Origin of the sequence: Ciceribacter ferrooxidans (assembly GCF_004137355.1) — a bacterium.
GTDB lineage: Bacteria > Pseudomonadota > Alphaproteobacteria > Rhizobiales > Rhizobiaceae > Allorhizobium > Allorhizobium ferrooxidans.
Genome location: NZ_SDVB01000196.1, coordinates 55,593 through 81,425 on the forward strand (window position 1 = coordinate 55,593; position 25,833 = coordinate 81,425).

Annotated in this window: 24 protein-coding genes; 12 read left to right on the forward strand and 12 right to left on the reverse strand. The window is 65.7% G+C overall.

Annotation, left to right across the window (positions count from 1 at the left end; translation table 11 throughout):
- Positions 1–193: 193 nt before the first annotated feature.
- Both EUU22_RS09540 and EUU22_RS09545 read left to right on the forward strand, forming a co-directional pair.
- On the forward strand, positions 194–850 hold the full coding sequence (locus tag EUU22_RS09540; RefSeq protein ID WP_129331797.1) for a glutathione S-transferase family protein: 657 nt from the start codon (positions 194–196) through the stop codon (positions 848–850).
- 79 nt (positions 851–929) lie between these two features.
- Positions 930–1,349 (forward strand): VOC family protein, encoded by a 420-nt coding sequence (locus EUU22_RS09545; RefSeq protein WP_129331798.1) that lies wholly within the window; start codon positions 930–932, stop codon positions 1,347–1,349.
- 352 nt (positions 1,350–1,701) lie between these two features.
- Here the strand turns inward: EUU22_RS09545 and EUU22_RS09550 are convergent, their stop codons facing one another.
- The gene (locus tag EUU22_RS09550) at positions 1,702–2,058 is read right to left on the reverse strand and encodes a DUF4406 domain-containing protein (RefSeq protein WP_129331929.1); all 357 of its coding nucleotides are present in this window, start codon (positions 2,056–2,058) and stop codon (positions 1,702–1,704) included.
- Between the two features lie 127 nt (positions 2,059–2,185).
- On the opposite strand from EUU22_RS09550, the gene EUU22_RS09555 reads away from it, so the two are divergent.
- On the forward strand, positions 2,186–2,938 hold the full coding sequence (locus EUU22_RS09555; protein WP_129331930.1) for a DeoR/GlpR family DNA-binding transcription regulator: 753 nt from the start codon (positions 2,186–2,188) through the stop codon (positions 2,936–2,938).
- 167 nt (positions 2,939–3,105) lie between these two features.
- On the forward strand, positions 3,106–3,333 hold the full coding sequence (locus EUU22_RS09560; RefSeq protein ID WP_129331799.1) for an Imm32 family immunity protein: 228 nt from the start codon (positions 3,106–3,108) through the stop codon (positions 3,331–3,333).
- A gap of 203 nt (positions 3,334–3,536) precedes the next feature.
- Here the strand turns inward: EUU22_RS09560 and EUU22_RS09565 are convergent, their stop codons facing one another.
- Both EUU22_RS09565 and EUU22_RS09570 read right to left on the reverse strand, forming a co-directional pair.
- Complete coding sequence (locus EUU22_RS09565) at positions 3,537–3,926, reverse strand: DUF302 domain-containing protein (protein ID WP_129331800.1); 390 nt, start codon at positions 3,924–3,926, stop codon at positions 3,537–3,539.
- Positions 3,927–4,027: 101 nt separating this feature from the next.
- Positions 4,028–5,068, reverse strand: a complete 1,041-nt coding sequence (locus EUU22_RS09570) for a zinc-dependent alcohol dehydrogenase family protein (protein WP_129331801.1) — start codon at positions 5,066–5,068, stop codon at positions 4,028–4,030.
- Between the two features lie 146 nt (positions 5,069–5,214).
- Here EUU22_RS09570 and EUU22_RS09575 point away from each other — a divergent pair, with 146 nt between their 5' ends.
- Positions 5,215–6,099 carry a branched-chain amino acid aminotransferase gene (locus EUU22_RS09575; RefSeq protein WP_129331802.1) on the forward strand — a complete coding sequence of 295 codons (885 nt, stop codon included), beginning with the start codon at positions 5,215–5,217 and terminating at the stop codon, positions 6,097–6,099.
- Between the two features lie 562 nt (positions 6,100–6,661).
- On the forward strand, positions 6,662–7,789 hold the full coding sequence (locus EUU22_RS09580) for an NAD(P)/FAD-dependent oxidoreductase (protein WP_129331803.1): 1,128 nt from the start codon (positions 6,662–6,664) through the stop codon (positions 7,787–7,789).
- A gap of 400 nt (positions 7,790–8,189) precedes the next feature.
- On the opposite strand, the gene EUU22_RS09590 is transcribed toward EUU22_RS09580, so the two are convergent.
- The 5 genes from EUU22_RS09590 to EUU22_RS09610 form a co-directional block, all read right to left on the reverse strand.
- Positions 8,190–9,197 carry an asparaginase gene (locus EUU22_RS09590; RefSeq protein ID WP_129331805.1) on the reverse strand — a complete coding sequence of 336 codons (1,008 nt, stop codon included), beginning with the start codon at positions 9,195–9,197 and terminating at the stop codon, positions 8,190–8,192.
- A 343-nt stretch (positions 9,198–9,540) separates the two neighbouring features.
- Positions 9,541–11,466 (reverse strand): O-linked N-acetylglucosamine transferase, SPINDLY family protein, encoded by a 1,926-nt coding sequence (locus tag EUU22_RS09595; protein ID WP_129331806.1) that lies wholly within the window; start codon positions 11,464–11,466, stop codon positions 9,541–9,543.
- 166 nt (positions 11,467–11,632) lie between these two features.
- The gene (locus tag EUU22_RS09600; RefSeq protein ID WP_165351130.1) at positions 11,633–12,634 is read right to left on the reverse strand and encodes an NAD(P)H-quinone oxidoreductase; all 1,002 of its coding nucleotides are present in this window, start codon (positions 12,632–12,634) and stop codon (positions 11,633–11,635) included.
- A gap of 111 nt (positions 12,635–12,745) precedes the next feature.
- Positions 12,746–14,554, reverse strand: coding sequence for a GGDEF domain-containing protein (locus tag EUU22_RS09605; RefSeq protein ID WP_129331807.1), 1,809 nt, complete (start codon positions 14,552–14,554; stop codon positions 12,746–12,748).
- 107 nt (positions 14,555–14,661) lie between these two features.
- On the reverse strand, positions 14,662–15,210 hold the full coding sequence (locus tag EUU22_RS09610) for an HdeD family acid-resistance protein (protein WP_129331808.1): 549 nt from the start codon (positions 15,208–15,210) through the stop codon (positions 14,662–14,664).
- A gap of 207 nt (positions 15,211–15,417) precedes the next feature.
- On the opposite strand from EUU22_RS09610, the gene betI reads away from it, so the two are divergent.
- Positions 15,418–16,050: a transcriptional regulator BetI gene (gene betI, locus EUU22_RS09615; protein ID WP_129331809.1), complete on the forward strand. Its 633-nt coding sequence runs from the start codon at positions 15,418–15,420 to the stop codon at positions 16,048–16,050.
- A 106-nt stretch (positions 16,051–16,156) separates the two neighbouring features.
- On the forward strand, positions 16,157–17,620 hold the full coding sequence (betB, locus tag EUU22_RS09620) for a betaine-aldehyde dehydrogenase (protein ID WP_129331810.1): 1,464 nt from the start codon (positions 16,157–16,159) through the stop codon (positions 17,618–17,620).
- A 26-nt stretch (positions 17,621–17,646) separates the two neighbouring features.
- Here the strand turns inward: betB and EUU22_RS09625 are convergent, their stop codons facing one another.
- Both EUU22_RS09625 and EUU22_RS09630 read right to left on the reverse strand, forming a co-directional pair.
- Positions 17,647–17,976 carry a hypothetical protein gene (locus tag EUU22_RS09625; RefSeq protein WP_129331811.1) on the reverse strand — a complete coding sequence of 110 codons (330 nt, stop codon included), beginning with the start codon at positions 17,974–17,976 and terminating at the stop codon, positions 17,647–17,649.
- Positions 17,977–18,086: 110 nt separating this feature from the next.
- Positions 18,087–18,455, reverse strand: a complete 369-nt coding sequence (locus tag EUU22_RS09630; protein ID WP_129331812.1) for a hypothetical protein — start codon at positions 18,453–18,455, stop codon at positions 18,087–18,089.
- A 130-nt stretch (positions 18,456–18,585) separates the two neighbouring features.
- Between EUU22_RS09630 and betA the strand changes: the two genes are divergently transcribed.
- Complete coding sequence (betA, locus tag EUU22_RS09635) at positions 18,586–20,238, forward strand: choline dehydrogenase (protein WP_129331813.1); 1,653 nt, start codon at positions 18,586–18,588, stop codon at positions 20,236–20,238.
- Positions 20,239–20,268: 30 nt separating this feature from the next.
- On the opposite strand, the gene EUU22_RS09640 is transcribed toward betA, so the two are convergent.
- Positions 20,269–21,348: an endonuclease/exonuclease/phosphatase family protein gene (locus EUU22_RS09640; RefSeq protein WP_129331814.1), complete on the reverse strand. Its 1,080-nt coding sequence runs from the start codon at positions 21,346–21,348 to the stop codon at positions 20,269–20,271.
- Positions 21,349–21,788: 440 nt separating this feature from the next.
- On the opposite strand from EUU22_RS09640, the gene EUU22_RS09645 reads away from it, so the two are divergent.
- From EUU22_RS09645 to EUU22_RS09655, 3 genes are all read left to right on the forward strand, one after another.
- On the forward strand, positions 21,789–22,823 hold the full coding sequence (locus EUU22_RS09645) for a TRAP transporter substrate-binding protein (protein ID WP_129331815.1): 1,035 nt from the start codon (positions 21,789–21,791) through the stop codon (positions 22,821–22,823).
- Between the two features lie 98 nt (positions 22,824–22,921).
- On the forward strand, positions 22,922–23,461 hold the full coding sequence (locus tag EUU22_RS09650; protein WP_129331816.1) for a TRAP transporter small permease: 540 nt from the start codon (positions 22,922–22,924) through the stop codon (positions 23,459–23,461).
- Positions 23,461–24,771 (forward strand): TRAP transporter large permease, encoded by a 1,311-nt coding sequence (locus EUU22_RS09655; RefSeq protein WP_129331817.1) that lies wholly within the window; start codon positions 23,461–23,463, stop codon positions 24,769–24,771. Before EUU22_RS09650 ends, EUU22_RS09655 begins: the two co-directional genes overlap by 1 nt.
- A gap of 18 nt (positions 24,772–24,789) precedes the next feature.
- Here the strand turns inward: EUU22_RS09655 and EUU22_RS09660 are convergent, their stop codons facing one another.
- Positions 24,790–25,824, reverse strand: coding sequence for a sulfate/molybdate ABC transporter ATP-binding protein (locus EUU22_RS09660; RefSeq protein ID WP_129331818.1), 1,035 nt, complete (start codon positions 25,822–25,824; stop codon positions 24,790–24,792).
- Positions 25,825–25,833: the final 9 nt, after the last annotated feature.

Consider the following 25,833-nt stretch of genomic DNA (forward strand, 5'->3'; position numbering starts at 1 on the left):
ACTCGGTGAGGAGCGGTGACGCCTGGGTGAACTGCGGACCCTGGCCGATGAAATACGCCGTTCGGCCCTTCCCTGTCAACGTTCGGCAGGACGGCGGAATCTTGCGGGCAGCCGCAGAAGCCCGCTTCAAGCGCCGCGTCTTTGCCATTAGGCTCGGCTTCGTCCCGCCCATCCCCACAGGAGGTTACCGCGCATGCTCAAGATCTACGGCGTCTACAAATCGAGGGCGACGCGCCCGCTCTGGCTTGCCGGCGAACTCGGTCTCGCCTTCGAGCACGTGCCGGTCCTGCAGGCCCGCAAGCTCGACGACCCGCTAGCCGGAGACGCGCAGATCAACACCCGCACGCCCGCCTTTCTCGAGCTCTGCCCGATGGGCGTCATCCCGGCGATCGAGGATGACGGTCTGGTGCTCTTCGAGAGCATGGCGATCAACCTCTACCTCGCCAAGAAGCACGGCGGGCCGCTGGCGCCTACCGATCTCCGCGAAGACGCGCTGATGACGCAGTGGTCGTTCTTCGGCGCCACCGAGATCGAGACGAACGCGCTGAAAATTTCGTCGGCCGCCGCCGAGGGCCGGCTCGAAAGCAGCAGGGACGAGGTGGAGGCGGCAGCGCGCCTCCTCAAGCGGCCCTTCGCCGTGCTCGAACGGCATTTTGCCGACAACGACTATCTGGTCGGCGGCCGCTTCACCGTCGCCGACATCAACCTCGCCGAGATCGTCCGCTACGCGCAGGCGTACACGCCGCTCTTCGACGCGCATCCGAAGCTCAAAGCCTGGCTCGCGCGCTGCCAGTCGCGTGCCGCGTTCAAGGCGATGTGGGAAAGAAGGCTTTCCGAGCCGACGCCCTGACGGCGACTGTCCCGCCCCGCTTGCATGGCGGCGGGAAGACGCTAGGCTTGCGGGCGGAACAGACTTCGGAGGAGGATCCATGCGCCCGTTTCATCTGGCTTTTCCCGTCACCGACCTCGAGGCGACGCGGCATTTCTACGGCACCGTGCTCGGCTGCCGGATCGGCCGTGAAAGCCCCGGCAAGTGGATCGATTTCGACCTCTTCGGGCACCAGATGTCGGCGCACCTGCGCTCCGAAATGCCGAAGGACACGGCGACCGGCTCGGTCGACGGCGACACCGTGCCGATCCCGCATTTCGGGGTGATCCTCGGCACCGACGACTTCGTCGCGCTGGCGCGCCGGCTCGAGGCCGATCCCGAGACCCGCTGGGGGCTGAAACCGAAGCTCCGCTTCGAGGGACAGGCCGGCGAGCAGCGCACCATGTTCGTCTTCGACCCCTCCGGCAACGCGCTGGAATTCAAGGCCTTCACCGACGACCTCGCCATCTTCGCCGTGTGACGGGGGGAGCCGGCGGGGGACGCTCGACGGGCAATGTCCATCGCGCGGGAGACCCTATGGGCGAGGGAAGAGTCTCTTCGACGAAGCAAACACTTTGCCGTCATGCCGGCCTTGAGCCGGCATCCAGCGGCGCGATGTCCATCGCGCGGGAGGGCTCTTTGGGCGCGGAAGCAACGGAAGAGTCTTTTCGGCTCGCGGACGCTCGCCGGCTGGACCCCGGATCAAGTCCGGGGTGACGGAGAAGGAGAGCCTGCGCCCTTCTTGCTGCCCCTCATCCGATTGCCGGCACCTTTGCAACGTCCCAAACGCAGCGATGGTCGCGATCCGTCCCGACCTCTTCTTTCTCGGCCTCTCAGGCGCAGCCCGGCACGTCTTCCAGCCTGTACCAGACCGGAATGCCGCGTTCCGTGGCGATCCGCACGTCGTTGTCCGCGCCCTTCGAGGCGCCGGGCAGGCGCAGCACCCCCTCGCACAATTGCAGCAGCCGGCCCGCGACGGGATGGAAGATTTCCTCGTAGAGGTCGTCGCCGACCGTCTTGCCGCCGGCGGCATGCCAGACCGGCAGCGCCACCCATTCGCCGATCATCGGCACATGCCCCGCCCTGAACAGCGCGTGGGACGGCGCCTCCAGACGCTTCAGGTTCTCCGCCATCTTCGCCGGATCGTCGCCGGTGCCGGAGCGATAGGGGCCGGCAATCAGGATCAGCATGTTCATCTCCATGGTTTGTTCCAGCCTGCGTCCTGCAGGCTGCACGATATTGCGTGTTTTTGCTGGATTGTCGAATCGATTCACGTAATATCGCGAGTATTCACGGCTAAACATGCAGGACCATGCAATGCTCGGCAGTCAACGCAGAACCCATATCCTCGAGACGCTACGGCGCGAGGGCCAGGCGCTGGCAAGCGCACTGGCGCGCGAACTCGACGTTTCGGAAGACACGATCCGCCGCGACATGCGCGACATGGCGGCTGCGGGGCTCTTAAGGCGCGTGCATGGCGGCGCCCTCCCCGTCGCCCCCGACCTGCCGGACCTCACCGCCCGCCGCGGCGTGGAAAACGAGGCCAAGGCGGCGCTCGGGGCGCGGGCGGCAGCGCTGGTTCAACCGGGGCAGATGGTTTTTCTCGACGGCGGCACGACGACGGCCGCCATCGCCCGGCATCTGCCGCGCGACATGCCGCTCGTCGTCGCGACCCATTCGCCGACGATCGCCGCCGAGTTCGAGCACCACGCGATGGTCGAGGTGGTGCTGATCGGCGGGCGGCTCTACAAGCACTCGATGGTGTGCCTCGGCGCGCGGGCGATCGCCGCCATCGACGCGATCCGTCCCGACATTTTCTTCCTCGGCGTCACCGCCGTTCACCCGCGGCTCGGCCTGACCACCGGCGACTTCGAGGAGGCGGCGATCAAGCGGCATATCCTCGGGGCGAGCGCCAGGACCTATGTGGCGGTCACGGAGGAGAAGCTGGACGCGATCTCTCCCTGCCGGATCGCGCCGCTCGATGCGCTGGCCGGACTGATCGTGCCGCACGGGATCGAGGCAGAACGGCTGGCGCCCTATCGCGAGGCCGGGGCCGTGGTGATGGCGTGAGGGACGCAGAGAAGGCGCCGCGAAAACACAAGCTTCGCCGATGAGCACTACTGACGCTTCTCGACCGCTTTAAGAATCGGCTAGGAATTCTGATCGGTGCGGTCCTAATCTGGTGATCGACGGTATCTGGCCGGTAGCCGGTGCGGGAATGGACACAGGGTTTCGACATGATACTGACCGTGGAAAAAGAAAAGTGCGACGACGGCGAAATCGCCATCTGCTTCAATCACGAAGGGCTGGAACTGCTGATCTCCAAGCTGATGAAGCTCCGTGGTGGACCGGATCATCTGCATTTGATGACCCCTGCATGGGCAGGGAGCGAGCTGACCGAAGAAGGCCGGGGCGGACCTCGCTATGAGGTCTGCAACAGCTTGAGGCTCGTGCACCTGCCGTGAGGCGCGAGCGTTTCGCACCGGTGTGCGATCTACCGGTCAAGCCGATGACGACTGGCATCCAGCGGCGCGATATCCATCGTGCGGGAGGTCGCAGGGACGCGAACGGCCGGCTAGAGAAGAATCTCTCCGGTTCGCGACACGCCGGCTCCGCCTATTGATGCTGCGCTCAAGGGGCGAAAAGGCCAGTCCATGCGCCGCCGCCCTCAGATGCCCTCGACGGCGGTCTTCAGCATGTCGCGGACCTGGCCCGCGACGGATTTCAGCGAAGGATTGGGGATCGCCTCCATCGAGGCCACGGGGTCGATCGCGCTCACCATGACCGAGGCCGGGCCGGTGCGGCGCACGATGACGTTGCAGGGAAGCATGGCGCCGACCTTCGGTTCGAGGCCGATCGCCTGGTGTGCCATGGTCGGGTTGCAGGCGCCGAGGATCAGATAGTCGTCGACGTCCTTGTCGAGCTTCTTCTTCAGCGTCGCCTTGACGTCGATTTCGGTCAGGACGCCGAAACCCTGCGCGGAAAGGGCCGCGCGCGTCTTCTCCACCACCTTCGCGAAATCCTCGCCCTCGAACGTCCGGTCGATCGTGTAGGCCATGTCTTCCTCCTTTGCGGTCATCGGACGGCGATTGAACACGCCGAACCCGGCCGCTTTGCGGCAGACCGGTCCATCGCGGCGGCGAGCGGGAAGGCAGTCGCTCAGAACCGCGTGATCACGCTGATGCCGAGGTCGGCCGCACGGTCCATCGCGACGAGCGCCGGCACGGCCTCTTCCAGCGAAATCTCCCGGCCGATCAACCGCCTGGGGTCGAGCTTGCCGGCGGCCGTCATGCCGAGCATCGCGTCGTAGCGCCAGGCCTGCATGCCGTGGCTGCCGTAGATTTCGAGTTCGTGGCCGATCACCTGCGCCATCGGGATCTGAGGCGTCGCATGCTCGCCGAGCATCAGGCCGACCTGCACGTGACGGCCACGGCGGCGCAAGTTCTTGATCGAGTTGAAGCAGGTGACGGGCGAGCCGAGCGCATCGATCGAGGCATGCGCGCCACCTTGCGTGATCTCGCGCACAGCGCCGGCGACATCGTCGGTCTCGCGCGCGTTGATCGCGGCGACCGCCCCGAGCTTGCGGGCGAAGGCGAGCTTCTCTTCCGAAATGTCGATCGCGATCGGATTGGCGCCGAGGGCCGCGGCGATCATGATCGCCGAGAGCCCGACGCCGCCGCAGCCATGCACCGCCACCCATTCGCCGCCCTTTACCCGCGCCTGGTCGGCGACCGCCCGGAACGAGGTCGCAAAGCGGCAGCCGAGGCTGGCGGCGGTGGCGAAATCCATCTCTTCCGGCAGATGGACGAGGTTCTGGTCGGCATAGTCGATCGCCACGTATTCGGCGAACGAACCCCAGTGGGTGAAGCCCGGCTGGAACTGCGCCTCGCAGACCTGCTGGTTGCCGGAGCGGCACTCGCCGCAGCGGCCGCAGCCGGAGACGAAGGGCACGGTCACCCGGTCGCCGACCTTGTAGCGCATCACCCCACGGCCGGTGGCGGCGATCACGCCGGCGAGCTCGTGGCCCGGCACATGCGGCAGGCGGATGTCGGGATCGTGACCCATCCAGCCGTGCCAGTCGCTGCGGCAGAGCCCGGACGCCTCGACCTTGATGACGACGCCGTTCTCCGTCGGGGTCGGGTCGGGAAGCACCCGGATCTCCGGCGTCTTCTCGAAGGCTTCGTAATACATGGCTCTCATTGGTCAGCTCCTGCGCATTTTGGCGCGCAACCTACCGCAAGACGTGGGCATGGTGGCATGACTATTTTTGATGTACCCATTCACCCCAATTCTGCTTTTTCCGGATAAATCGGAAGGACTGAAAGACAGGAAACGAGGAGAAGCCGATGGCTGTCGATACTTCCGCCCGCACGCCCACATGGACCTTCGTCGACGGCGAGTGGATCGCCGGCAACCCGCCGCTGATCGGGCCGGTGTCGCATGCGATGTGGCTCGGTTCGACGGTGTTCGACGGCGCGCGCTGGTTCGACGGCATCGCCCCCGATCTCGACCTCCATTGCCGGCGCGTCAACCGCTCGGCGGTCGCCATGGGCATGGCGGCGACCGTTCCGGCGGAAGAGATCGAGCGGCTGGCGCTCGAAGGGGTGAAGAAATTCGACGGCAAGACGGCGATCTACATCAAGCCGATGTACTGGGCCGAGCATGGCCAGGCGGGCTCGGTCGTCGCTCCCGATGCTGCCTCGACGCGCTTTGCGCTCTGCCTTTTCGAGGCGCCGATGCACACCGCAAAGCCGCATTCGCTGACGCTTTCGCCCTATCGCCGGCCGACGCCGGAATGCGCGATGACCGACGCCAAGACCGGCAGCCTCTACCCGAATTCCGGCCGTATGATCGTCGAGGCGCGCGCCCGCGGCTTCGACAACGCGCTGGTGCGCGACATGAACGGCAATGTCGCCGAGACCGCCTCCTCGAACGTCTTCATGGTGAAGGACGGCGTCGTCTTCACGCCGGCCGCCAACCGCACCTTCCTCGCCGGCATCACCCGCGCGCGGGTGATCGGCCTCCTGCGCGAGGCGGGCCATGACGTGCGCGAGGCGACGCTCTCGGTCGAGGACTTCATGGGCGCCGACGAGATCTTCACCACCGGCAACTATTCCAAGGTCGCCCCGGTCAACCGCCTCGACGACCGCGAACTGCAGGAAGGGCCGGTCGCCCGCAAGGCGCTCGAACTCTACATGGACTGGGCCTACGGTCGGAAGGCCGCCGCCTGAGGGCTGGCCTGCCGCGATTTGATCTCCCCCCTTGTGGGGAGATATCAGCGTAGCTGACAGAGGGGGGGTGAATCCCCAATCTCGACGTTTGCAGTGATACCCCCTCTGCCCTGCCGGGCATCTCCCCCACAAGGGGGGAGATCGACCCGTGACTGCCGCCGCGCCGGCCGTTTCCTCTCTCCGCACGCGGGGAAAGGGCAAAGGAGAGCGGGCACCCCTCCCAACCGCCGTCATGCCGGGCTCGACCCGGCATCCAGCCGCGCGATGTCCATCGCGCGGGGAGGCTCCTTCACCTTCATCGACATGCGTTCTTTCGGCTCGCCGACGCTCGCCGGCTGGATGCCGGATCAGGTCCGGCATGACGGAGGCGATGCATGTCCACCCTCGAGGGGAACGCCGACGTAGCCGACAGAGGGGGTGCCCCTCTGCCCTGCCGGGCATCTCCCCCACAAGGGGGAGATCGACCCGGGACTGCCGCCCGGCTCCCTGTGGCGAAGCGCCTCTTTCCAGAAATAATAAATCTTCATATATATGAAGAAACGTTATTTCTCTGGAGGTTGCTGTGGCCAAAATCACCGTTCTCGGCTCCGGTTTCGGGGCGCTCACCACCATCCGCGAACTGCGTCGCCGGGGCGTCGAGGACGAGATTACGGTGATCTCGCCGCGTGACGAGCTGCATTACCTGCCGAGCTCGATCTGGCTGCCGGCCGGCCTGCGCAAGGGCAGCGCGCTCAAGATGCCACTCGGCAACTTCTTCGTCCGCCACCGGGTGCGCCACGTGATGGCTTCCGTAACCGGTCTTGCCGAGGGCGGTCGCAAGGTGCTGACCGATGCCGGCGAGTTTTCGAGCGACCAGCTGGTGATCGCGACCGGCGGCCGCTTCATCCGCAAGCTCCCCGGCATCGAGCACGCGCTCGTCCCCTGCGAGGGCATCGCCGTCGGCGAGGAGATCACCCGCCGGCTCGACGGCATGTCCGGCGGCACGATCGCCGTCGGTTTTGCCGCCAATCCGAACGAGCAGTCCGCCGTCCGCGGCGGGCCGATGTTCGAGTTCCTCTTCATCATCGACACGCTGCTGCGGCGTCAGGGCCGGCGCGACCGCTTCAAGCTCGTCTTCTTCAGCCCGGCGGCGCGGCCCGGACAGCGCCTCGGCGACAAGGCGGTCGACGGGCTGCTTGCCGAAATGGCCCGCCGCGGCATCGAGACCCGGCTCGGCCACAAGATGGTGCGCTTCGAGGCCGACAGGGTGGTGACCGAGGGCGGCGAGTTTCCCGCCGACCTCATCCTCTTCATGCCGGGGCTCACCGGCCCCGCCTGGCTCTCCGGGGCCGACCTGCCGCTCTCGCCGGGCGGCATGATCGAGGCCGACGAGAAGTGCCGCGTGCCGGGCCGGCGGGGCGTCTGGGTGGTCGGCGACAGCGGCAGCTTCAAGGGGCCGGACTGGATGCCGAAGCAGGCGCACCAGGCAGACCTGCAGGCGAAGGCCGCCGCCGCCAACATCGCCGCGGTCCTCAAAGACCGTCCGCCACAGACGGACTTCAAGCCGGAGCTCATCTGCATCGTCGACACGCTCGACAGCGGCATCCTCGTCTATCGCAGCACGACCCGCGGCTTCGTCACGCCGCAGCTCAAGGTCTTCCACTGGCTGAAACGCGCCTTCGAGCGGCACTATCTGAGGGCTTATCGGTAGGGGGGGTACCAGACCGATCTCCCCCATTGAGGGGGAGGGTAATCGCATATGGGATCGCTGTGGCGGCTCCGGGCTCCCTCTTCTCCCCTCGGGGAGAACAGCTTTTGCGCTTCGCGCCCCCTCATCCGGCCCTGCGGGCCACCTTCTCCCCGCTGGGGAGAAGAGACAAGCGGCGCCGCGCCGACCGTTCTCTCTGCTCCCCGTCGGGAAAGGGCAGAGGTCGTGACGCGCCATGCATCCTCCGTCATGCCGGGCTCGACCCGGCATCCAGCCGCGCGATGTCCATCGCGCGGGGAGACTCTTTGGGCGCGACGGCAAGGAAAGAGTCTCTTCGGCTCGCGGACGCTCGCCCGCTGGTTCCCGGCTCAAGGCCGGGATGACGGAGTGAGGTGCTCGAGCCTCACGAAAACAACGCGTCCGTCACCCGCACGTCGCCGACATGCAGGCCGTTCCAGTTGCGCATGGCGTGGTTGGCCATCGCGAGCAGCGCCGCCTCTTCCGCGCTGTCCTTGTCAAACTGGCGGGCGAGCAGTGCGGCGACCATGGCCTCGGCGGCGCGGGCGGAGCCGTCCTCACACTTGACGGCGATCGACACGCCGGTCTCCGGGATCAGCGCGCAGAACACGCCCTCGGCCCCGGTCTTGGCGAAGATCCGGCCCGGCGCCACCTGCATCAGCTTCGTGCAGAGGCGCTTGGTGCCGGCGACATAGAAAGGCTCGGCCATGCAGGCCTCGATGAGCCGGCGGGAGGCGGCGGCGCGGGCGGCACCGAGCCCCCTGCCCGTCGCCATCTTCGAAAAACCGCGGGCGAGCGAGACGAGCGGCACGGCATAGGTCGGGATCGAGCAGCCGTCGGTGCCGCAATTGTCGCGGCCAAGCGGCGCGCCGGTCAGATCCGCCATGACGGCGCGGATTTCCGCCTGCAGCGGATGGTCGTAGCCGACATAGCCCTTCGGATCGAAGCCCATGTGGCAGCAGGCGCAAACGAAGCCCGAATGCTTGCCGGAACAATTGTTGTGAAGGGCCGTGGGCTTGTCGAGCGTGCGGGCCTGATGGATGAGGGTCGCCTGGTCGAAGGACCAGTGGGCGCCGCATTCGAGCGTCTCGACGCTGCGCCCGGCGCGGGCAAGCATGGCCGCCGCGGTCTCGACATGGGCGTCCTCGCCGGAATGGGAGGAGCAGGCGAGCGCCAGTTCGCGATTGCCGAAGCCATAGGCATCGGCCGCCCCACTCTCGACCAGCGGCAGCGCCTGCATGGCCTTGCAGGCCGAACGCGGGAAGGTCGGCGCCTCGATGTCGCCCACCGCGGTGATCAGGTCTCCCTCGCCATCGACCACGACGGCGATGCCGCGATGGCGGCTTTCGACACGGTTGCCACGGGTGACTTCGACGGTGACTGGGTTCGACATGGCAGCTCTCGATCCTGTTTCGACTGCCGTCGTTGATAGACCATCCGGCCGCGCGATGCACCGGGAAGGCATACCCCAAAAAACAAAAAAGGACCGCGCGAGGCGGTCCTTCCATGAGTTTGGTCCGCTGAAGGACCCGGATCGGCGTATCGCCGCTCCGATCAAAGCTCGGATCAGGCCGAGGGCTGCCCCGTCGTGACCGACGCCTTGACCAAGCCCTTCATGCAAACCGAAATCCCACTAGACATCGGATCACCTCCCTTCGTTACGTTGACGTTGGATTGAAGATAGGAGCGGAACCGCGGCGTTACAAGCGCAAATGCCAAAAGAAGCGCTCCGCCCCTTACGGACCGTGGAACGGTGCCGTGCGCGGCGGATCGGCGGGGACGTCGATATGGTCGGGCGGAAGCCCCGCCCGCGCCCGCGCCGCCATCATCTCGTAGCCGCGTTCGAGATGGCGGGTGAAGCGCTCGCCGTCGAAGAGTGGGCGCATGAAACGCCCGGCATCGAGGCGCTGGCGAAGCCCGGTCAGCGCAAAGGGATCGCGGGCGAGCGTGACTGCGGTATCGACGAAGGCGCGGTCGTCTTCGGCGACGAGTTCCGGCAGGCCGGCGGCGAGAAGGAGGCTCGCCGACGTGCGGGCGGAGAAGGACCGCCCGCGGACGGTGACGAGCGGCAGGCCCGCCCAGAGCAGGTCGGCGGTCGTCGCGCCGCCGTTGAAGGGAAGCGTGTCGAGGCCGAGATCGGCAAGCGGCAGGCGGTCGAGATGGGCCGCCCCCGGCTTGCGCTCGGCGAAGAAGACACGCGGGCGCGCAACGCCCTGCGCCTCCAGCGCGGCGAGCAGGTTGCGTCTGGCAAGCGGCAGCGGGCAGAGCACCCAGAGAACCGAATCCGGCGCCGCCCGCAGCACCTCGGCCCAGAGGGCGAGCGTGCGCGGGGTGATCTTGTAGGGGGCGTTGAAGGCGCCGAAAACGAAGGCATCCTCGGGCAGGCCGGCATCCTCGCGCTCCATGAAGGCCGGCAGCGGCCGCGCCCGCCAGTCGTTCGCCTGGTAGGTCTCCGGCAGGCGGCAGAGCATCTCACCGTAGAAGGGCTTGCTCGTCTCCGGCGTCACCACGGGATCGGTGATCGCATAGTCGAGGTCGACGCCGGTGACGCTGCCCGGATAGCCGAGATAGGTCGCCTTCACCGGGGCGCGGCAGAGATTGACGATGCCGAGGCGGGCACCCATCGTGTGCCCCTTCAGGTCGACGAGGATGTCGATCCGCTCGGCGTCGATGCGTTCGGCAGCCGCAGCGTCGCTGAGCTCTCCGACCGGGATCACCGCCCGGCGCAGGTGTTCCGGCCACTCCTCCTGCTTCGCGGCAGCATGGGGCTCGGTATAGGAGAAGAGGCGAAGATCGAAACGCTCCGAATCGTGCGAGGCCATCGCCCGCAGGAAGAGCGTCATCATCGGATGACAGTAGAAATCGTTGGAGAGATAGCCGATGCGGATCTTTTCACCGGGCGAGGAAAAGGCCCGACGCCTGCCGTGTCCGGCGGAGGGGCGCGTCACGGCATAGCCCGCCGTTTCCAGCGAAGGACGCGCATTGAGCGCCTCGTCCTCGCTCCAGATGAGGCGGGTGAGCGCCCGCTCGCGGGCAAGCAGGCCCGCCGAAAACGGCGCGTCGGGCTCCTTCATCAGCGCCTCGTGCCGGGCCATGGTGGCGAAATCCAGCACCTCCCGGGCGACGGCGAAACGGGAGGTGTTGAGGAACCAGTTCCACGGGCTCGCCTTCAGGCCCTCGTCGAGCTCGCGGCAGAGTTCCTCGAAGCGGCCGGTCAGCCGGTGATGGTTGACGATGAAGGCGAGATGGCGGTCGATCCGGCGGTCGAGACGGTCGAGCAGCGGCTCCATGTCCTGCAGCCGGCCGCGGCTGAAGAAGGCGCTCGCCACCGCGAAGGCGAGCTCGCGGTCCTCCGGATTGAGGCCGGCCGCACGCGCGCCGACCGGAAGGATGCGGTCCGTCGCGCCCTCGGCGGCATAGAGCGTGACCGCACGTCTCAGGCATTGCGCGGCGGTTGGCGTGTCCGACGCATCCGCCGCCCGCACGAAGGCGTCGGCCGCCTCGATGCGCTCGCCCATCTTCAGGCGGATGTCGCCGATCAGGCGAAGCAGCGACCCGTCCTGCCCGCCCGATGTGGCGAGCGCCTCACCGGCTTTCGCCAAGGCCGAGCGGAACCGCCCCGCCTCGAACTCGCGAACTGCCTGTGAGAATGCCTCCGTCATGCGTCACCGCTCCCTGTGCCATGGCTCCCGGTGTCATGCCCGACACTCCCCCGCCTGCGGGAAGGCGTCAAGCACTCGTCTGCAACGGCATCGTTGCAGCTCTCTGCGAAACCGGACATGACAGGCCTTCGGCGGAGCGTCGACACCTCCGGTTGCGGCCTGGGTATCAGGGAAGCTTCAGGATGATCTTGCCGATGTGCCGGCTCGATTCCATCAGCCGGTGCGCCTCGGCGACATCGGCGAAGGGCAGGACGCTGTGGATCACCGGGGTGACGGTGCCGGCCTCGAGCAGCGGCCAGACCTCGGCGACGAGTTCGTCGCGAATGCCGCGCTTTTCCTCGGCCGTGCGCGGGCGCATGGTCGAGCCGGTGATCGTCAGGCGCTTCACCATGATCGGGGTGAGATCGAGCTTTTCGACCGTGGAACCGCCGAGGAAGGCGATGATCGACAGGCACCCGTCCTTGGCGAGGCAGGCGAGGTTCTTTTCGAAATAGCGCGCCCCGATCATGTCGAGAACTGTATCCACGCCGCGCTTGCCGGTCTCGGCGCGGATGACCTCGACGAAATCCTCCTCGCGGTAGTTGATGGCGCGCCTGGCGCCGAGCCGCACGCAGGCCTCGCACTTCTCCGCCGAACCGGCGGTCGCGAAAACCTCGGCGCCGAAGGCTTTTGCGAGCTGGATCGCCGTCGTGCCGATGCCGCTGGTGCCGCCGTGGATCAGCACGGTCTCGCCCTCGGTCAAGCCGGCCATCTGGAAGAGGTTCGCCCAGACGGTGAAGAAGGTTTCGGGAAGTGCGGCGGCCTGCACCGCGTCGAAGCCCGTGGGCCAGGGCAGCGCCTGCCCGGCCGGCACGGCGCAATATTCGGCATAGCCGCCACCGTTCGCGAGCGCGCAGACCTTGTCGCCGATCTCGAATTCCTCGACGCCGTGACCGAGCGCCACGACCTCGCCGGCGACCTCCAGCCCGAGCACGGGGCTCGCGCCCTTCGGCGGCGGATAGATGCCCTGCCGCTGGGCGACGTCCGGCCGGTTGACGCCGGTCGCCTCGACACGGACCAGGATATCGCCCGGCCCGAGGCTCGGCAGCGCCGAGGAACCGAGCACCATCACCTCCGGCGGGCCGTAGGACGGCAGGTCGACAAAGCACATCGATGCGGGCAGCGTCATGGCGGCAACTCCTCTTTGCACTCACTGGCAATGGCATAGAGCAGCACGCCTGTGGTGAAAAGGAGGCTCATTGCCGCGGCAGGCGACAAGCCGAGGGTGGAACGGCGCGCGTCAGCCGCCGTATCCGCCGAAAACCTCGATCGCGAGGCCGCTCTCGCTTTCCTTGGCGCGCTTCTTGATGCCGGCGATCTCGGCGCTGACGCGCTGGATATCCTCGATGACGAGGTCCGCCGGCAGTTCGAGCACGCCGATCGAGCAGCGCATCAGCGGGAAGTCGCGCTCCCTGCCCTGCCGGTCGTGGCCGCGGATCATGCCGGCCGCCCGGTCCTCGGCCGAATAGAGCTCTGCGGCGTCGGCGTGAAAATCCGAGAGCAGCCGGTCGAGGATTTCGGTCAGCTCCTCGCGGGTCCAGTCGCGGACGCCGATGAAGAAATCGTCGCCGCCGACATGGCCGAGGAAATCGCCCTCCGAGAAGAAATAGCGGCGCAGCAATGCGGCGAAGAGCGTGATCGCGTGATCGCCGAGGTGGAAGCCGTAATGATCGTTGAAGGGCTTGAAGTTGTCAAAGTCGCAGTAGCAGAGGTGGCGGACATCGTCGCCGTCGCGGGCGGCGTCCTGCATGAAGTCGCGGATCGCGCGGTTGCCGGGAAGCCCGGTCAAGGGGTTCTGGTCCTGGGCGATCTGCAACTGCTTCTCGTTGATGACGCGGATCAGCGAGGCGGCCGAGACGACGCCGGCATAGCGCATGTTCTCGGTGAGGATGACGCAGTCCGATCCTTCCATGTTGGCGAAGATCGACATCAGCCGCTCGGCGTCGGCGTCGAGGCCGACGATCGGCGCGCGCTCGACGAAATTGGCGACGGAACGCTCGTAGACCTTGTTCTTCAGGAGGTCGCGGCCGAAGGGCCGGTAGATGAATTCCTTGAGCGGTGCCTCGCAGATGATGCCGCGCGGCTCGTTGTTGGCGTTCAGCACCGGAAAGAACGACTGCTGCGGATTGCGCCGGAAGAGATCGAAGACGCTGTCGATACCTTCATGCTCGTAGACCGTCGGCAGAAGCTCGATCTGCCGGCGGATCAGGATCTCGTCCAGCGACTGGCTACTGCGGCGGGCCTTGCCGACATCCTGCAGGTGGTGGAAGGAGGGCTTGAGCTCGGCAATCAGGGTCGACGGCCGGGCGATGTACCAGCCCTGGACGAGGTCGACGCCGAATTCGCGGCAGGCGAGGAACTCGCCCTCCGTCTCGATGCCTTCGGCGATCACCCGGACGCCGAGCACGTGGGAGAAACTGACGATGTTGCGGACGAGGTGGCGCTTGCGCGGGTTCTCGTCGAGGCCGGCGATGAAATGGCGGTCGATCTTCACGTAGTCGATCGGGAAGTCGCAGAGCAGCTTCATCTCGCCGTGGCCGACGCCGAAATCGTCGATCGCGAGCTTGAAGCCCGAGCGGCGCATGCGCGCGACGAGTTCGGCGAATTGCGGGACGCTCGTATTGTCGAAGCGTTCGGAAAGCTCGAAGCAGACGGAGGACGGCGGGATATTGGCCTTGCGCAGGTGTTCGAGCAGCGTGTCGAGCAACTGGTCGCCGTGCGGGATCAGCCGGACGTCGAGATTGAGGAAGAGCGTGTGGCCGGCGAAATTCGGCACCGCCGAGAACTTTGCCAGCGCCCGGCTTGCGACCATCTGCTCGAAGGCGAGGAGATCGCCCGCACTTTCCGCCTGGTCGAGCATTTCGAGCGGCGAGTTGAAGCCGAGGCGCTCGTGGCCGCGCATCAGGCTCTCATAGCCGAAGACCTCCCCGGTGCCGATCTCCACGATCGGCTGCAGGGCGTTTTCGACGACGAGTTTCGCAAGCGTCAGCAATTGATCCTTGGCGAAGCGGCGCACATTCCCCGCTTCCGTGGCAACGCTGGCGATCATGTGAGTTTTCTCCGAGCAAGGCCTTGTTCTTTTGGCCGGAAGGCTCGGGGAAATTCGTCAAGAAACCCTTTCCCGAAGATGACAATTAGATGAAACTTTAGTGGCGGTCAGGCGCGGATCGCAAGCGCCAGCGCAATCATCGACCAGCCCTGCATCAGGAGGTCGATGGCGAGGAAGAGGCCGAGCACCCAGAGGCTGTTCACCGGCCAGCCCATGGCAATGACGAAGCCGGCGAGGATGGTCACCGCACCGCTGAAGGCGAGCCAGCGCCAGCCGCTCGTGCCCTTGAGCTTCAAGCCCGCCCAGAGACGGAAGATGCCCGCAGCGATGAGTGCCAGCCCGATCAGCAGCGTGAGCACGGCGGAGGCCAGCAGCGGGTTCTGGAAGGTCATGATGCCGGCGAGCGTATAGAGAACACCGCTCAGCGCCCAGAAGAGCACCGCCTCCCAGCCCTTCACCTGGAAGGCGTGGATGAGGTGCAGGACGCCGCCGACCAGCATCAGCGCGCCGATGTAATAGACCGAGGCGATGGTCGCGAGGAAGAGATTGGCAAGAGCAAGGCCCCCGAGGATCAGCGTGATCACGCCGAGGGCGAGAAGCCAGCCCCATTTGGCGCGCAGTTCGGGGAAACGGACAGGCCCGAGATCGTCAATCATGGCAGCACCCTCCTGTGTCTCCGCGACGATAGCACCGGGCGCGGGCAAAGTCATTGAAAGAGTTGCAGGACCAGGCTGTGGACAACCGACAGGACGGGCGCGGTGCGCTGCCCTTCCCGGCTCCGGTCGAGTTGCCGCCGAGCGGTCAGATTTTTGTTGATTGATCAGTCAATCAAAAATAAAATCGCGAAAATTCTGGAGAGAGCAATGCCCAAGGTCGGAATGGAGCCGGTGCGCCGCAAGGCGCTTGTCGACGCCGCACTCCGGGCGATCGGCCATCATGGATCGCTTGCCGTGACCATGTCGGAGATCGCCCGCGAGGCCGGCGTGTCGCCGGCGCTTGCGCATCACTATTTCGGCAGCAAGGACCAGCTGCTGATCGCGACGATCCGCAACCTGCTGCAGGCGCTCCATCGCGATGCGGCCGAGGCACTCCGCCGCGCGCAGACGCCGCGCGAGCGGGTTTCGGCAGTGATCCGGGTCAGCTTCCACGCCGACCAGTTCGCCCCCGAGACGGTCGCCGCCTGGCTCGCCTTCTATTCGGAGGCGCAGCGCTCCGAAGAGGTGCGCCGGCTGCTTGCGCTCTATGCGCGGCGGCTGCACTCCAACCTGATGTCCGGCCTTCTGCCGCTCTGCCCCGTCGATGACGCAAGCCGCATCGCCGACGGCGCGGCCGCGATGATCGACGGGCTCTACATCCGGCAATCTCTGAAAGCCGCGCCGCTGTCGATTGATGCCTCCGTCGCGCTCGTCGAGGACTATGTGGCGGGGCAGCTCGCCTCCCACCCTCCCCTCGAGGGGGAGGGTCGGACCGCAGGTCCGGGGTGGGGTGAGCCGTAATGACCGCAGCGAAGCCTGAGACCGAGATCACCCCCACCCGCCGCTTCGCGGCGACCTCCCCCCTCGAGGGGGAGGTGGAAGCCACCACCCCGTCAGGAGACAGGACATGAAAGCCCAACCGAAAGCCTCCCACTTCATCGACGGGGAATATGTCGAGGATACCGGCGGCACCGTCATCGAGAGCATCTACCCGGCGACCGGCGAGGTGATCGCAAGGCTGCACGCCGCGACGCCGGCGATCGTCGAGAAGGCGATCGCCTCGGCCAAGCGCGCGCAGAAGGAATGGGCCTCGTGGAGCCCGACGGCGCGCGGGCGCGTCTTGAAGAAGGCCGCCGAGATCATGCGCGAGCGCAATCGTGAACTCTCCGAGCTTGAAACGCTCGACACCGGCAAGCCGATCCAGGAGACGATCGTCGCCGACCCGACCTCCGGGGCCGACAGCTTCGAGTTCTTCGGCGGCATCGCCGCAACGGCGCTGAACGGCAGCCAGATTCCGCTCGGCTCCGACTGGGCCTACACCAAGCGGGTGCCGCTCGGCGTCGTCGTCGGCATCGGCGCCTGGAACTATCCCCAGCAGATCGCCTGCTGGAAGGGCGCGCCGGCGCTGGCCGCCGGCAATGCCATGGTGTTCAAACCGTCGGAGGTGACCCCGCTCGGGGCGCTGAAGATCGCCGAAATCCTGATCGAGGCCGGACTTCCGAAGGGCGTCTACAACGTCATCCAGGGCGACCGCGACACCGGTCCGCTGCTCGTCAGCCATCCGGACGTCGCCAAGGTGTCGCTGACCGGCTCGGTGCCGACCGGCCGCAAGGTGGCGGGCGCTGCCGCGGCACAGCTGAAGCACGTCACCATGGAACTCGGCGGCAAGTCGCCGCTGATCATCTTCGACGACGCCGACGTGGAAAGCGCGATCTCCGGCGCCATGCTCGCCAACTTCTATTCGACCGGCCAGGTCTGCTCGAACGGCACACGGGTCTTCGTGCACACGGGCATCAAGGACAAGTTCCTGGCCCGGCTCAAGGAACGGACCGAGGCGATCGCGATCGGCGACCCGCAGGACGAGGCGACCCAGATGGGGCCGCTCGTTTCCTGGGCGCAGCGCGAGAAGGTGCTCGGCTACATCGCCAAGGGCAAGGCCGAGGGCGCCACGCTCGTCACCGGCGGCGGCATTCCGAACAACGTCTCCGGCGAAGGTTACTTCGTCCAGCCGACCGTATTTGCCGACGTGACCGACGACATGACGATCGCCAGGGAAGAGATCTTCGGCCCGGTGATGTGCGTGCTCGACTTCGACGATGAGGCGGATGTGATCGCGCGGGCCAACGCCACCGAATTCGGCCTCGCCGGCGGTGTCTTCACCGCCGACATCTCCCGTGCACACCGGGTGGTCGACGAACTCGAAGCCGGCACGCTCTGGATCAACACCTACAATCTCTGCCCGGTCGAGATGCCGTTCGGCGGATCGAAGCAATCCGGCTTCGGGCGCGAGAATTCAGCCGCCGCGCTGGAGCACTATACCGAGCTGAAGACGGTCTATGTCGGCATGGGCAAGTGCGAGGCACCGTATTGATAACGTCTAGCCGGACAGCTGGCATCTCAATCGAGATGCCTCTCCCGTTGCCGCTTGCGCTGCATGTGGCTTTCGAAGACGAGCGTGCTGCAGACAGCACAGGCTCCTACGGAAGAGAGCAGACCGATGCCGGTAACCTCGTGTATCAGAAGGCCCAAGAACACGCCGACCGCGAAGAAGCGTGCCCGAAGCCGCCACATTCGCATTCTGTAAAAAATGGAGCGGACTTCGCGGCGATCCCGGTAGATGTTCCTGCCGGTGGCCGCCTGTTCTCGACGGCGCGACGCATCAGCTTCGGTAAGCTCCATGTTTTTGAGGCGATTAATGAGCTTGCTGGTGAAGCGCTCGTTGGCCATGCGTCTTTATCCAACCTCAACTTCCAGTCTAGCCAAGCAACTCCTGGCCTCACATCATGACAAACACCGCCGGCTTCGAAAAATCTAGCTACAGTCTGATGTTTGTTGCGTTACCGCGTGCTCTTCCAAGTGGCAAAGGTCACCAAGGCAGCGGTTACCACATAGAAGATGTGCAGGATCTTGCCGGCCACATAGACCAAGAGACCGCAGGCCACAGCCAGCCAGATGACGAAAAGCAGGCCGGACACGTGGCCAGCCAGCACGCCAAGCAGAACGAATGCATAGATCGCCGCGGCGGCGAGCAGATGCTTCCAAAATCCCCGTCGCATCCCTCGCGAGAAGTCGTTCCAGAAGTCGTGCACAAACGTGCTTCTGGCCGGCGGCGCATTCCGCATGCGCTTATCCTCGTCGGCCAGCCGGGCATGCTCGATCACGCTCAGCTTTCGCAGCAGTTTATCCTGAAAGCCTTCCTCGGCCATTCGATGCGCACAACCTTTGATACGACTGTCCCAAAGAGGTCGCATCGACACTTCGAAATTTCAACCGACACACGTCATCCGGCGCTGAAAATTTCAACCATGCCTAACAGAGCTTAAGCGGGCCAACACCATGCAGAACGCAGACTACATCATCATCGGTTCCGGGTCGGCCGGATCGGCCATGGCCTATCGCTTGTCGGAAGACGGCAAGCACACCGTCATGGTGCTCGAATACGGCGGGTCGGACGCCGGGCCGTTCATCCAGATGCCGGCGGCGCTCGCCTGGCCGATGAGCATGAAGCGCTACAACTGGGGCTATCTCTCCGAGCCCGAGCCGAACCTCAACAACCGGCGCATCACCGCGCCGCGCGGCAAGGTGATCGGCGGCTCGTCCTCGATCAACGGCATGGTCTATGTGCGCGGCTCGGCGGAAGACTTCACCCGCTGGGAAGAGGCCGGCGCCAAGGGTTGGGGCTATGCCGACGTGCTGCCCTACTTCAAGCGCATGGAAAATTCCCACGGCGGCCAGGAAGGCTGGCGCGGCACCGACGGACCGCTGCATGTGCAGCGCGGGCCGGTAAAGAACCCGCTGTTCAAGGCCTTCGTCGAGGCGGGCAAGCAGGCCGGCTTCGAAACCACGGACGACTATAACGGCGAGAAGCAGGAAGGCTTCGGCCTGATGGAGCAGACCATCTGGAAGTCGCGCCGCTGGTCCGCCGCCAATGCCTATCTCAAACCCGCACTGAAGCGGCCGAATGTCGAACTGGTGCGCTGCTTCGCCCGCAAGATCATGATCGAAAACGGCCGCGCTGTCGGCGTTGAGATCGAGCGCGCCGGCAGAACAGAGGTGGTGCGCGCCAACCGCGAGGTGATCGTCTCGGCATCGGCCTTCAATTCGCCGAAGCTCCTGATGCTCTCCGGCATCGGCCCGGCGGCGCATCTGAAGGAAATGGGCATCGAGGTCGTCGCCGACCGTCCGGGCGTCGGCGCCAACCTCATGGATCATATGGAGTTCTATTTCCAGCAGGTCGCGACGAAGCCGGTCTCGCTCTATTCGTGGCTGCCGTGGTTCTGGCAGGGGGTCGCGGGCGCGCAATGGCTGTTCTCCGGCACCGGCCTCGGCGCCTCGAACCAGTTCGAGAGCTGCGCCTTCGTGCGCTCGGCGCCGGGCGTGAAACAACCGGACATCCAGTATCACTTCCTCCCGGTCGCCATCTCCTACGACGGCAAGGCGGCGGCGAAGAGCCACGGCTTCCAGGTGCATGTCGGCTACAACCACTCCAAATCGCGCGGCGCGGTGACGCTGCGCTCGCCCGACCCGATGGACGATCCGGTGATCCGCTTCAACTACATGAGCACCGAGGAAGACTGGGTGAAGTTCCGCCATTGCGTGCGGCTGACCCGCGAGATCTTCGGGCAGAAGGCGTTCGACGACTATCGCGGCTCAGAAATCCAACCCGGAGAGCATGTGCAGACGGACGAGCAAATCGACGCCTTCCTGCGCGAACACCTGGAAAGCGCCTACCATCCCTGCGGCACGAACAAGATGGGATCGAAGGACGACCCGATGTCGGTGGTCGATCCGGAATGCCGGGTGATCGGCGTCGAGGGCCTGCGTGTCGCGGATTCGTCGATCTTCCCGGACATCACCTACGGCAACCTCAACGGGCCGTCGATCATGACCGGGGAGAAGGCCTCCGACCATATCCTCGGCAAGCAGCCCCTGCCCCGCTCCAACCAAGAACCGTGGATCAATCCGCGCTGGGAGACGAGCGACCGCTGACCGCTCGCGGGGCTGCGCGGCCGCCGGTTCTCAGAGGTCGAGTTCGACCCAGAGCGCGGCATGGTCGGAAGCCGCGAGCTTCCAGCTGGTGATGCCGGGGAAGGAGCTCTCGGCACCGCCGGTGATCTCGTCGAGGCCGGCGATGCCGCGGCGCTCGAAGCCCGCCCGCTTGACGAAGGGCTTCAGCGCATCCGAAACGAGGATGTAGTCGATCGCGTTGCGCTCGTGCTTCTTGCCGTAATAGTAGGTCCAGCGATCGTCTGCCGGCCAGTCGAGGACATCGAGGACATTGGTGAGTTCCGGGGCGGCGAGAAGCGGCTCCAGCGGGCCGCTGTCCGGCTCGTCGTTGAAGTCACCGGCGACCAGGACGAGGTCCTTCGAAAGGTCGTAGCGGGTCTTCAGGATCTGAGCGACCTCCTTCGCCTGGCGCATGCGCTTGTGGTCCGAGACGGCCGGCGTCGCGTCCTTCGCCTTGAAATGGTTGACCAGGATGTAGAGCGACCGCCCGTCGATGTCGATCTCCACTTCGAGGCAATCGCGGGAGAAGATGACCCCTTCGGAATCCCGCGCGAAGACATTGGTCTTCGCCGTCCTGATCGGATAGAGGGCGCGGCTTGCGAGCGCCACGTCGATGCCGCGCGGATCGTTGCCGTCGACGACGATCTTGTCCTTGAACCACGAGTTCAGGATGTCGGTGTTGAACCGGGCCAGCGTGCCGGCGCTCTCGACCTCGACGAAGCACTGGATGTCCGGCTCGACCTCCTTGATCACCTTGCCGGTGAACCGGATCTGCTCCTCGCTGAAGCGCTCGCGTTCGAGGTCGACGAAGCCGTCCCAGTCCTCCCGCCCCTTGGCGATCAGGTCGCCGTCCGCCGTCAAGATGTTGCGGCCGACCCGCGAGGAGCGGATGTTGATGGTCACGTAGTCCTTGAGCTCGACGTAGAGCGCCCGGATCTCGTCGGCATACGGACGGTAGTTGCGCATGTCGAGCAGTTCGGAAAGCCGGTTGACGCGCTTCAGTATCTCCGCCGCCTGCGCATGGTCCGCCATGTTGAGAACCTTCGGACGCGAGAACAGATTTTCGACATTGAATGTACTGACGACAACCATCGTGCGTTTCCCCTAGCTTGGTACACAACACCCCTGCCGCCTAGCAGAGCACAACTAAAGCGGAAATATAACCCCAAGATTCCGGTAGTGGTTGTCGCATCCCGAAAGCGTCGCGAAGGCAACGGTCCGCGCCGCGACGAACGCGCTTGTGGTCCCATCCACTGGCGCCGCCAGCCGCGGCCGCAACGAGGTCCGTCAGGAGAAGCCAGAAGCACAACGGTAGGTAAAACGCCCTGAAAGGCGGTTTTTCATACCAGAACAGTTATGATTTCGGATCATAACGTTATTTGATGACGCGGCGGACTTCTGCAAGCATGATCATCAGGAGGATTGCCGGGAAACGGCGGTTCCGTGCGGGCACAGCTTGCGGCACGGCACCGGCAACAGGGAGAGAACCGGAATCCGCTTTGCGCCATGTCCGCATGCTTTGGGAGGAGAACATGCTTCACAAGACCATTATGACCGGGCTCGCCGGTCTCGCACTCACGCTGTCCGCCACCGCGTCCTTTGCGGCGGATGTCGTCCTCAGGCTGCACCAGATGCTGCCGCCGCAGGCGACCATTCCCGCCAAGGTGCTGACCCCCTGGGCGGAGAAGGTCAAGGCCGATTCGGGCGGCCGCATCGAGGTCGAGCTCTATCCGGCGATGCAGCTCGGCGGCAAGCCGTCCGAACTCGTCGACCAGGTGAAGGACGGTGTCGTCGACCTGATCTGGACCGTCATCGGCTATACGCCCGGCCGCTTCCCGAAATCGGAGGCCTTCGAACTGCCCTTCATGGTGACGACGGGCGAGGCGAGCTCGCTCGCCTTCTACGACTACTACGAAAAGCACCTGAAGGACGAATTGCAGGACTACCATGTGCTGGCCGTCCATACCCACGGCCCCGGCCTCATCCACACGATCGGCTCCAAGCCGGTGAAATCACTCGAGGACATGAACGGGCTGAAGCTGCGCGGCACCTCCAAGGTCGTCAACCAGATGCTCGAGGCGATGGGCGCCTCGGCGATCGGCATGCCGGTGACGGCGGTTCCGGAGAGCCTGTCGAAGAGCGTCATCGACGGCACCGTCGTTCCGTGGGAGGTGACGCCGGCGATCAAGATTGCCGAACTCGCACCGAACCACACCGCCTTTTCCGGCAAGAACGGCCTTTATACCGGCACCTTCCTGTTCGCGATGAACAAGGACAGCTATGATGCCCTCCCGGACGACCTCAAGAAGGTGATCGACGACAATTCCGGACGAGAGCTCGCCCGGCAGTTCGGCGTCGCCATGGATCAGGGTGACATCCGCGGCAAGGAGATCGCCGACAAGGCCGGCAACACGACGATCACCCTCGACGAGGCGGAGACCGCCCGCTGGCGGACCGCCGGCGAGAGCGTGACCAAGGCGTGGATCGCCGACATGGACGCCAAGGGCCTCGACGGCACGACGCTCTACAACGACGCCGTTGCGCTGATCGACCAGTACAGCAAGTAAGCTGCGGCGGGCCGGGATCGCCACGGCGGCATCCCGGCCCTATTCTTTTCGCATCACAGGTACCGATCGTCCGGATCGAGGAAGACATCGGGGGAGACATGGCCATCGAAACCAATTCCACATTCGGGCGCTGGGAACGCCGGGCCGGACGGCTCGCGACCACGCTCGTCGTCTTCGGCGGCGCCTGCCTCGTCCTCGCCTGCCTCCTCACCGGCCTTTCGATCGCCGGCAGCCTGACCGTCCGCCCGCTTCCCGGCGAGATCGAACTCGTCGAGGCGCTCTGCGGGCTGGCGGTCTTCGCCTTCCTGCCCTATTGCCAGCTGAAGCGCGGCCATGTCGGCGTCGATCTCGTCATGAGCGCCTTCGGCGGCAAGGCGATGGACTACGCCCAGCTTGCCGGCGATCTCATCGTCGCCGTGCTCTTTGCGGTGCTCACCTGGCGGCACGGCATCGGGTTTCTCGACAAGTACGCCAACGGCGAGACGACCCCGCTGCTGCTGCTTCCCGTCTGGTGGGGCTTTGCCGCCGCCTTCGTGCTGATGCTCGCCAATCTCCTCATCTGTCCCTTCGTCGTCGCCGCCGATCTTCGGTCGCTCCGCCACGGCAACACGATCGTCGTCTCCATGGGTAGCCACTGATGAGCAGCGTCGAAATCGGTCTCTGGTCCTTTCCGGTCCTCATTCTCCTCATCTTCATGCGCGTTCCGATCGCCGCGGCCATGCTCGGCACCGGCGTCGTCGGAACCTACATCGTGCTCGGCAAGTGGACGCCGATCCTCTCGCAGATGAAGGCGATCTCCTGGGCAACGAACGCCAACTACTCGCTGTCGATCATCCCGCTCTTCCTGCTGATGGGCCAGTTCGCCGCCCGGGGCGGCATGAGCCAGGCACTGTTCAACGCCGCGGCCGCCTTTCTCGGGCACCGCAAGGGCGGCGTCGCGATGGCGGCCGTCGGCGCCTGCGCCGGCTTCGGCTCCATCTGCGGCTCCTCGCTCGCGACCGCCGCGACCATGGCGCAGGTGGCGCTGCCGGAGCTGAAGCGCAACGGCTATTCGGGGGGGCTTGCAAGCGCGACGCTCGCCGCCGGCGGCACGCTCGGCATCCTCATTCCGCCTTCCGTCGTGCTCGTCATCTATGCGATCCTCGCCGAGCAGAACATCGCCAAGCTCTTCCTCGCCGCCTTCGTGCCGGGACTGCTCGCCGCCTTCTCCTATCTGGTGGTGATTGCGATCTACGTGCGGGTGAAGCCCGAAAGCGCCGGCCACGCCGCGCGCATCCCCTGGGCCGAGCGGGTTCCGGCGCTCATCGCCGTCTGGCCGGTCGCGGCGATCTTCTTCCTCGTCGTCGGCGGCATCTATCTCGGCTGGTTCACGCCGACGCAGGCCGCCGCGATCGGCGCCGGCGGCGCGGGCCTCGTCGCCTGGGCGAAGGGTGGCCTCGACCGCAGGTCGCTGCTCGCCTGCTTCAAGGACACGGCGGTTTCGACCGGCATGATCTTCTTCATCGTGCTCGGCGCCTCGGTGTTCAACTCCTTCCTCGCCTTCTCCCGCCTGCCGCAGGTGGGGGCGGAATGGGTGACAGCGCAGGGATTTGCCCCGATGACGGTGCTCGTCATCATCCTGGTGCTCTACATCATCTTCGGCTGCATCATGGATTCGCTGTCGATGATCGTGCTCACCGTGCCGATCTTCTTCCCGATCGTCACCGCCATGGACTTCGGCCTCAGCCCTGAACATTTCGCGATCTGGTTCGGTATCCTGGTGCTGATGGTCGCCGAGATCGGCATGATTACCCCACCGGTCGGGCTCAACCTCTTCATCATCTCGGGCATGGCAAGGGACGTCGAAATCCGCGAGACCTACCGCGGGATCGTGCCGTTCGTGACGGCCGACCTGCTGCGCATCGTCGTCCTCACGGCCTTTCCGATCATTTCGATCTTCCTGGTGTGAGCTCGTCCCCGCCTGCCGCTACCGGAACAGCTTCCAGTGCTGCAGGCGGAAGCGGATATCGCCGCCGACGGCGACATTGGCCTCCAGCGGTACCTCGATCTCGATGTGGTGCCCGGTGCCGTTGGTCGAGATGTCGACTTCGGCGATGCGGGTGCCGGCGAGACGCCGGCTCGCGATCACCCGGCCGCGAAGCGCATCGCCGTCGGCGACGACCACGACGTCCTGCGGGCGGAAGAAGATGCTGCCCTCGCCATCCGGCCCGTCGTCACTGATCCCGATCCGCTTGCCCTCGAAGAGCACGGCGCCATCCTTGACCGAGACCGGCAGGCTGGAGGAATCGCCGATGAAGGAGAAGACGAAGGGGCTGTTCGGGCGGTCGTAGACGTCGTCCGCCGTGCCGACCTGCTCGATCGTCCCCTGGCTCATCACCACCACGCGGTCGGCGAGTTCGAGCGCCTCCTCCTGGTCGTGGGTGACGAAGAAGGTGGTGTGGCCGGTGCGGTCGTGGAACTCCTTCAGCCAGCGGCGAAGCTCCTTGCGGACCTTGGCGTCGAGTGCGCCGAAGGGCTCGTCGAGCAGCAGGACGGTCGGTTCGATCGCCATGGCGCGGGCGAGCGCCACGCGCTGGCGCTGGCCGCCGGAAAGCTGGGCGGGATAGCGCTTGTCGAGCCCGCTCAGGTGCACCATGTCAAGGAGATCGGAGACGCGACGGCGGATTTCGGCAGCCGGCGGGCGGGTGGCGCCGGGGCGTACCTTGAGGCCGAAGGCGACGTTTTCGGCGACCGTCATGTGGCGGAAGAGCGCGTAGTGCTGGAAGACGAAGCCGATATGGCGCTCCTGCACGCTCTTCAGCGAGGCATCCTCGTCGCCGAAGAAGATCTGGCCCGCGGTCGGCTGTTCAAGCCCGGCGATCAGGCGCAGGAGCGTCGTCTTGCCGGAGCCGGAGGGGCCGAGGAGCGCGATCAACTCACCGGAGCCGACGGAAAGCGAAACGTCGTGCAGAGCCGGGAACTGTCCGAATTCCTTGCGGATATTGGTGATGGTGACATCCATTCACGAAGG

Bases quoted from the DNA above. Each gene is read 5' to 3' on its own strand.
- EUU22_RS09590 (WP_129331805.1), bottom strand. From the start codon at position 9,197: ATGTCGAACCCAGTCACCGTCGAAGTCACCCGTGGCAACCGTGTCGAA.
- EUU22_RS09645 (WP_129331815.1), top strand. From the start codon at position 21,789: ATGCTTCACAAGACCATTATGACCGGGCTCGCCGGTCTCGCACTCACG.
- EUU22_RS09650 (WP_129331816.1), top strand. From the start codon at position 22,922: ATGGCCATCGAAACCAATTCCACATTCGGGCGCTGGGAACGCCGGGCC.
- EUU22_RS09550 (WP_129331929.1), bottom strand. From the start codon at position 2,058: ATGCTGATCCTGATTGCCGGCCCCTATCGCTCCGGCACCGGCGACGAT.
- EUU22_RS09575 (WP_129331802.1), top strand. From the start codon at position 5,215: ATGGCTGTCGATACTTCCGCCCGCACGCCCACATGGACCTTCGTCGAC.
- EUU22_RS09565 (WP_129331800.1), bottom strand. From the start codon at position 3,926: ATGGCCTACACGATCGACCGGACGTTCGAGGGCGAGGATTTCGCGAAG.
- betB (WP_129331810.1), top strand. From the start codon at position 16,157: ATGAAAGCCCAACCGAAAGCCTCCCACTTCATCGACGGGGAATATGTC.
- EUU22_RS09555 (WP_129331930.1), top strand. From the start codon at position 2,186: ATGCTCGGCAGTCAACGCAGAACCCATATCCTCGAGACGCTACGGCGC.
- EUU22_RS09545 (WP_129331798.1), top strand. From the start codon at position 930: ATGCGCCCGTTTCATCTGGCTTTTCCCGTCACCGACCTCGAGGCGACG.
- EUU22_RS09610 (WP_129331808.1), bottom strand. From the start codon at position 15,210: ATGATTGACGATCTCGGGCCTGTCCGTTTCCCCGAACTGCGCGCCAAA.
- EUU22_RS09640 (WP_129331814.1), bottom strand. From the start codon at position 21,348: ATGGTTGTCGTCAGTACATTCAATGTCGAAAATCTGTTCTCGCGTCCG.
- EUU22_RS09560 (WP_129331799.1), top strand. From the start codon at position 3,106: ATGATACTGACCGTGGAAAAAGAAAAGTGCGACGACGGCGAAATCGCC.
- EUU22_RS09595 (WP_129331806.1), bottom strand. From the start codon at position 11,466: ATGACGGAGGCATTCTCACAGGCAGTTCGCGAGTTCGAGGCGGGGCGG.
- EUU22_RS09600 (WP_165351130.1), bottom strand. From the start codon at position 12,634: ATGACGCTGCCCGCATCGATGTGCTTTGTCGACCTGCCGTCCTACGGC.
- EUU22_RS09540 (WP_129331797.1), top strand. From the start codon at position 194: ATGCTCAAGATCTACGGCGTCTACAAATCGAGGGCGACGCGCCCGCTC.
- EUU22_RS09660 (WP_129331818.1), bottom strand. From the start codon at position 25,824: ATGGATGTCACCATCACCAATATCCGCAAGGAATTCGGACAGTTCCCG.
- betA (WP_129331813.1), top strand. From the start codon at position 18,586: ATGCAGAACGCAGACTACATCATCATCGGTTCCGGGTCGGCCGGATCG.
- EUU22_RS09605 (WP_129331807.1), bottom strand. From the start codon at position 14,554: ATGATCGCCAGCGTTGCCACGGAAGCGGGGAATGTGCGCCGCTTCGCC.
- EUU22_RS09625 (WP_129331811.1), bottom strand. From the start codon at position 17,976: ATGGCCAACGAGCGCTTCACCAGCAAGCTCATTAATCGCCTCAAAAAC.
- EUU22_RS09570 (WP_129331801.1), bottom strand. From the start codon at position 5,068: ATGAGAGCCATGTATTACGAAGCCTTCGAGAAGACGCCGGAGATCCGG.
- EUU22_RS09655 (WP_129331817.1), top strand. From the start codon at position 23,461: ATGAGCAGCGTCGAAATCGGTCTCTGGTCCTTTCCGGTCCTCATTCTC.
- EUU22_RS09630 (WP_129331812.1), bottom strand. From the start codon at position 18,455: ATGGCCGAGGAAGGCTTTCAGGATAAACTGCTGCGAAAGCTGAGCGTG.
- betI (WP_129331809.1), top strand. From the start codon at position 15,418: ATGCCCAAGGTCGGAATGGAGCCGGTGCGCCGCAAGGCGCTTGTCGAC.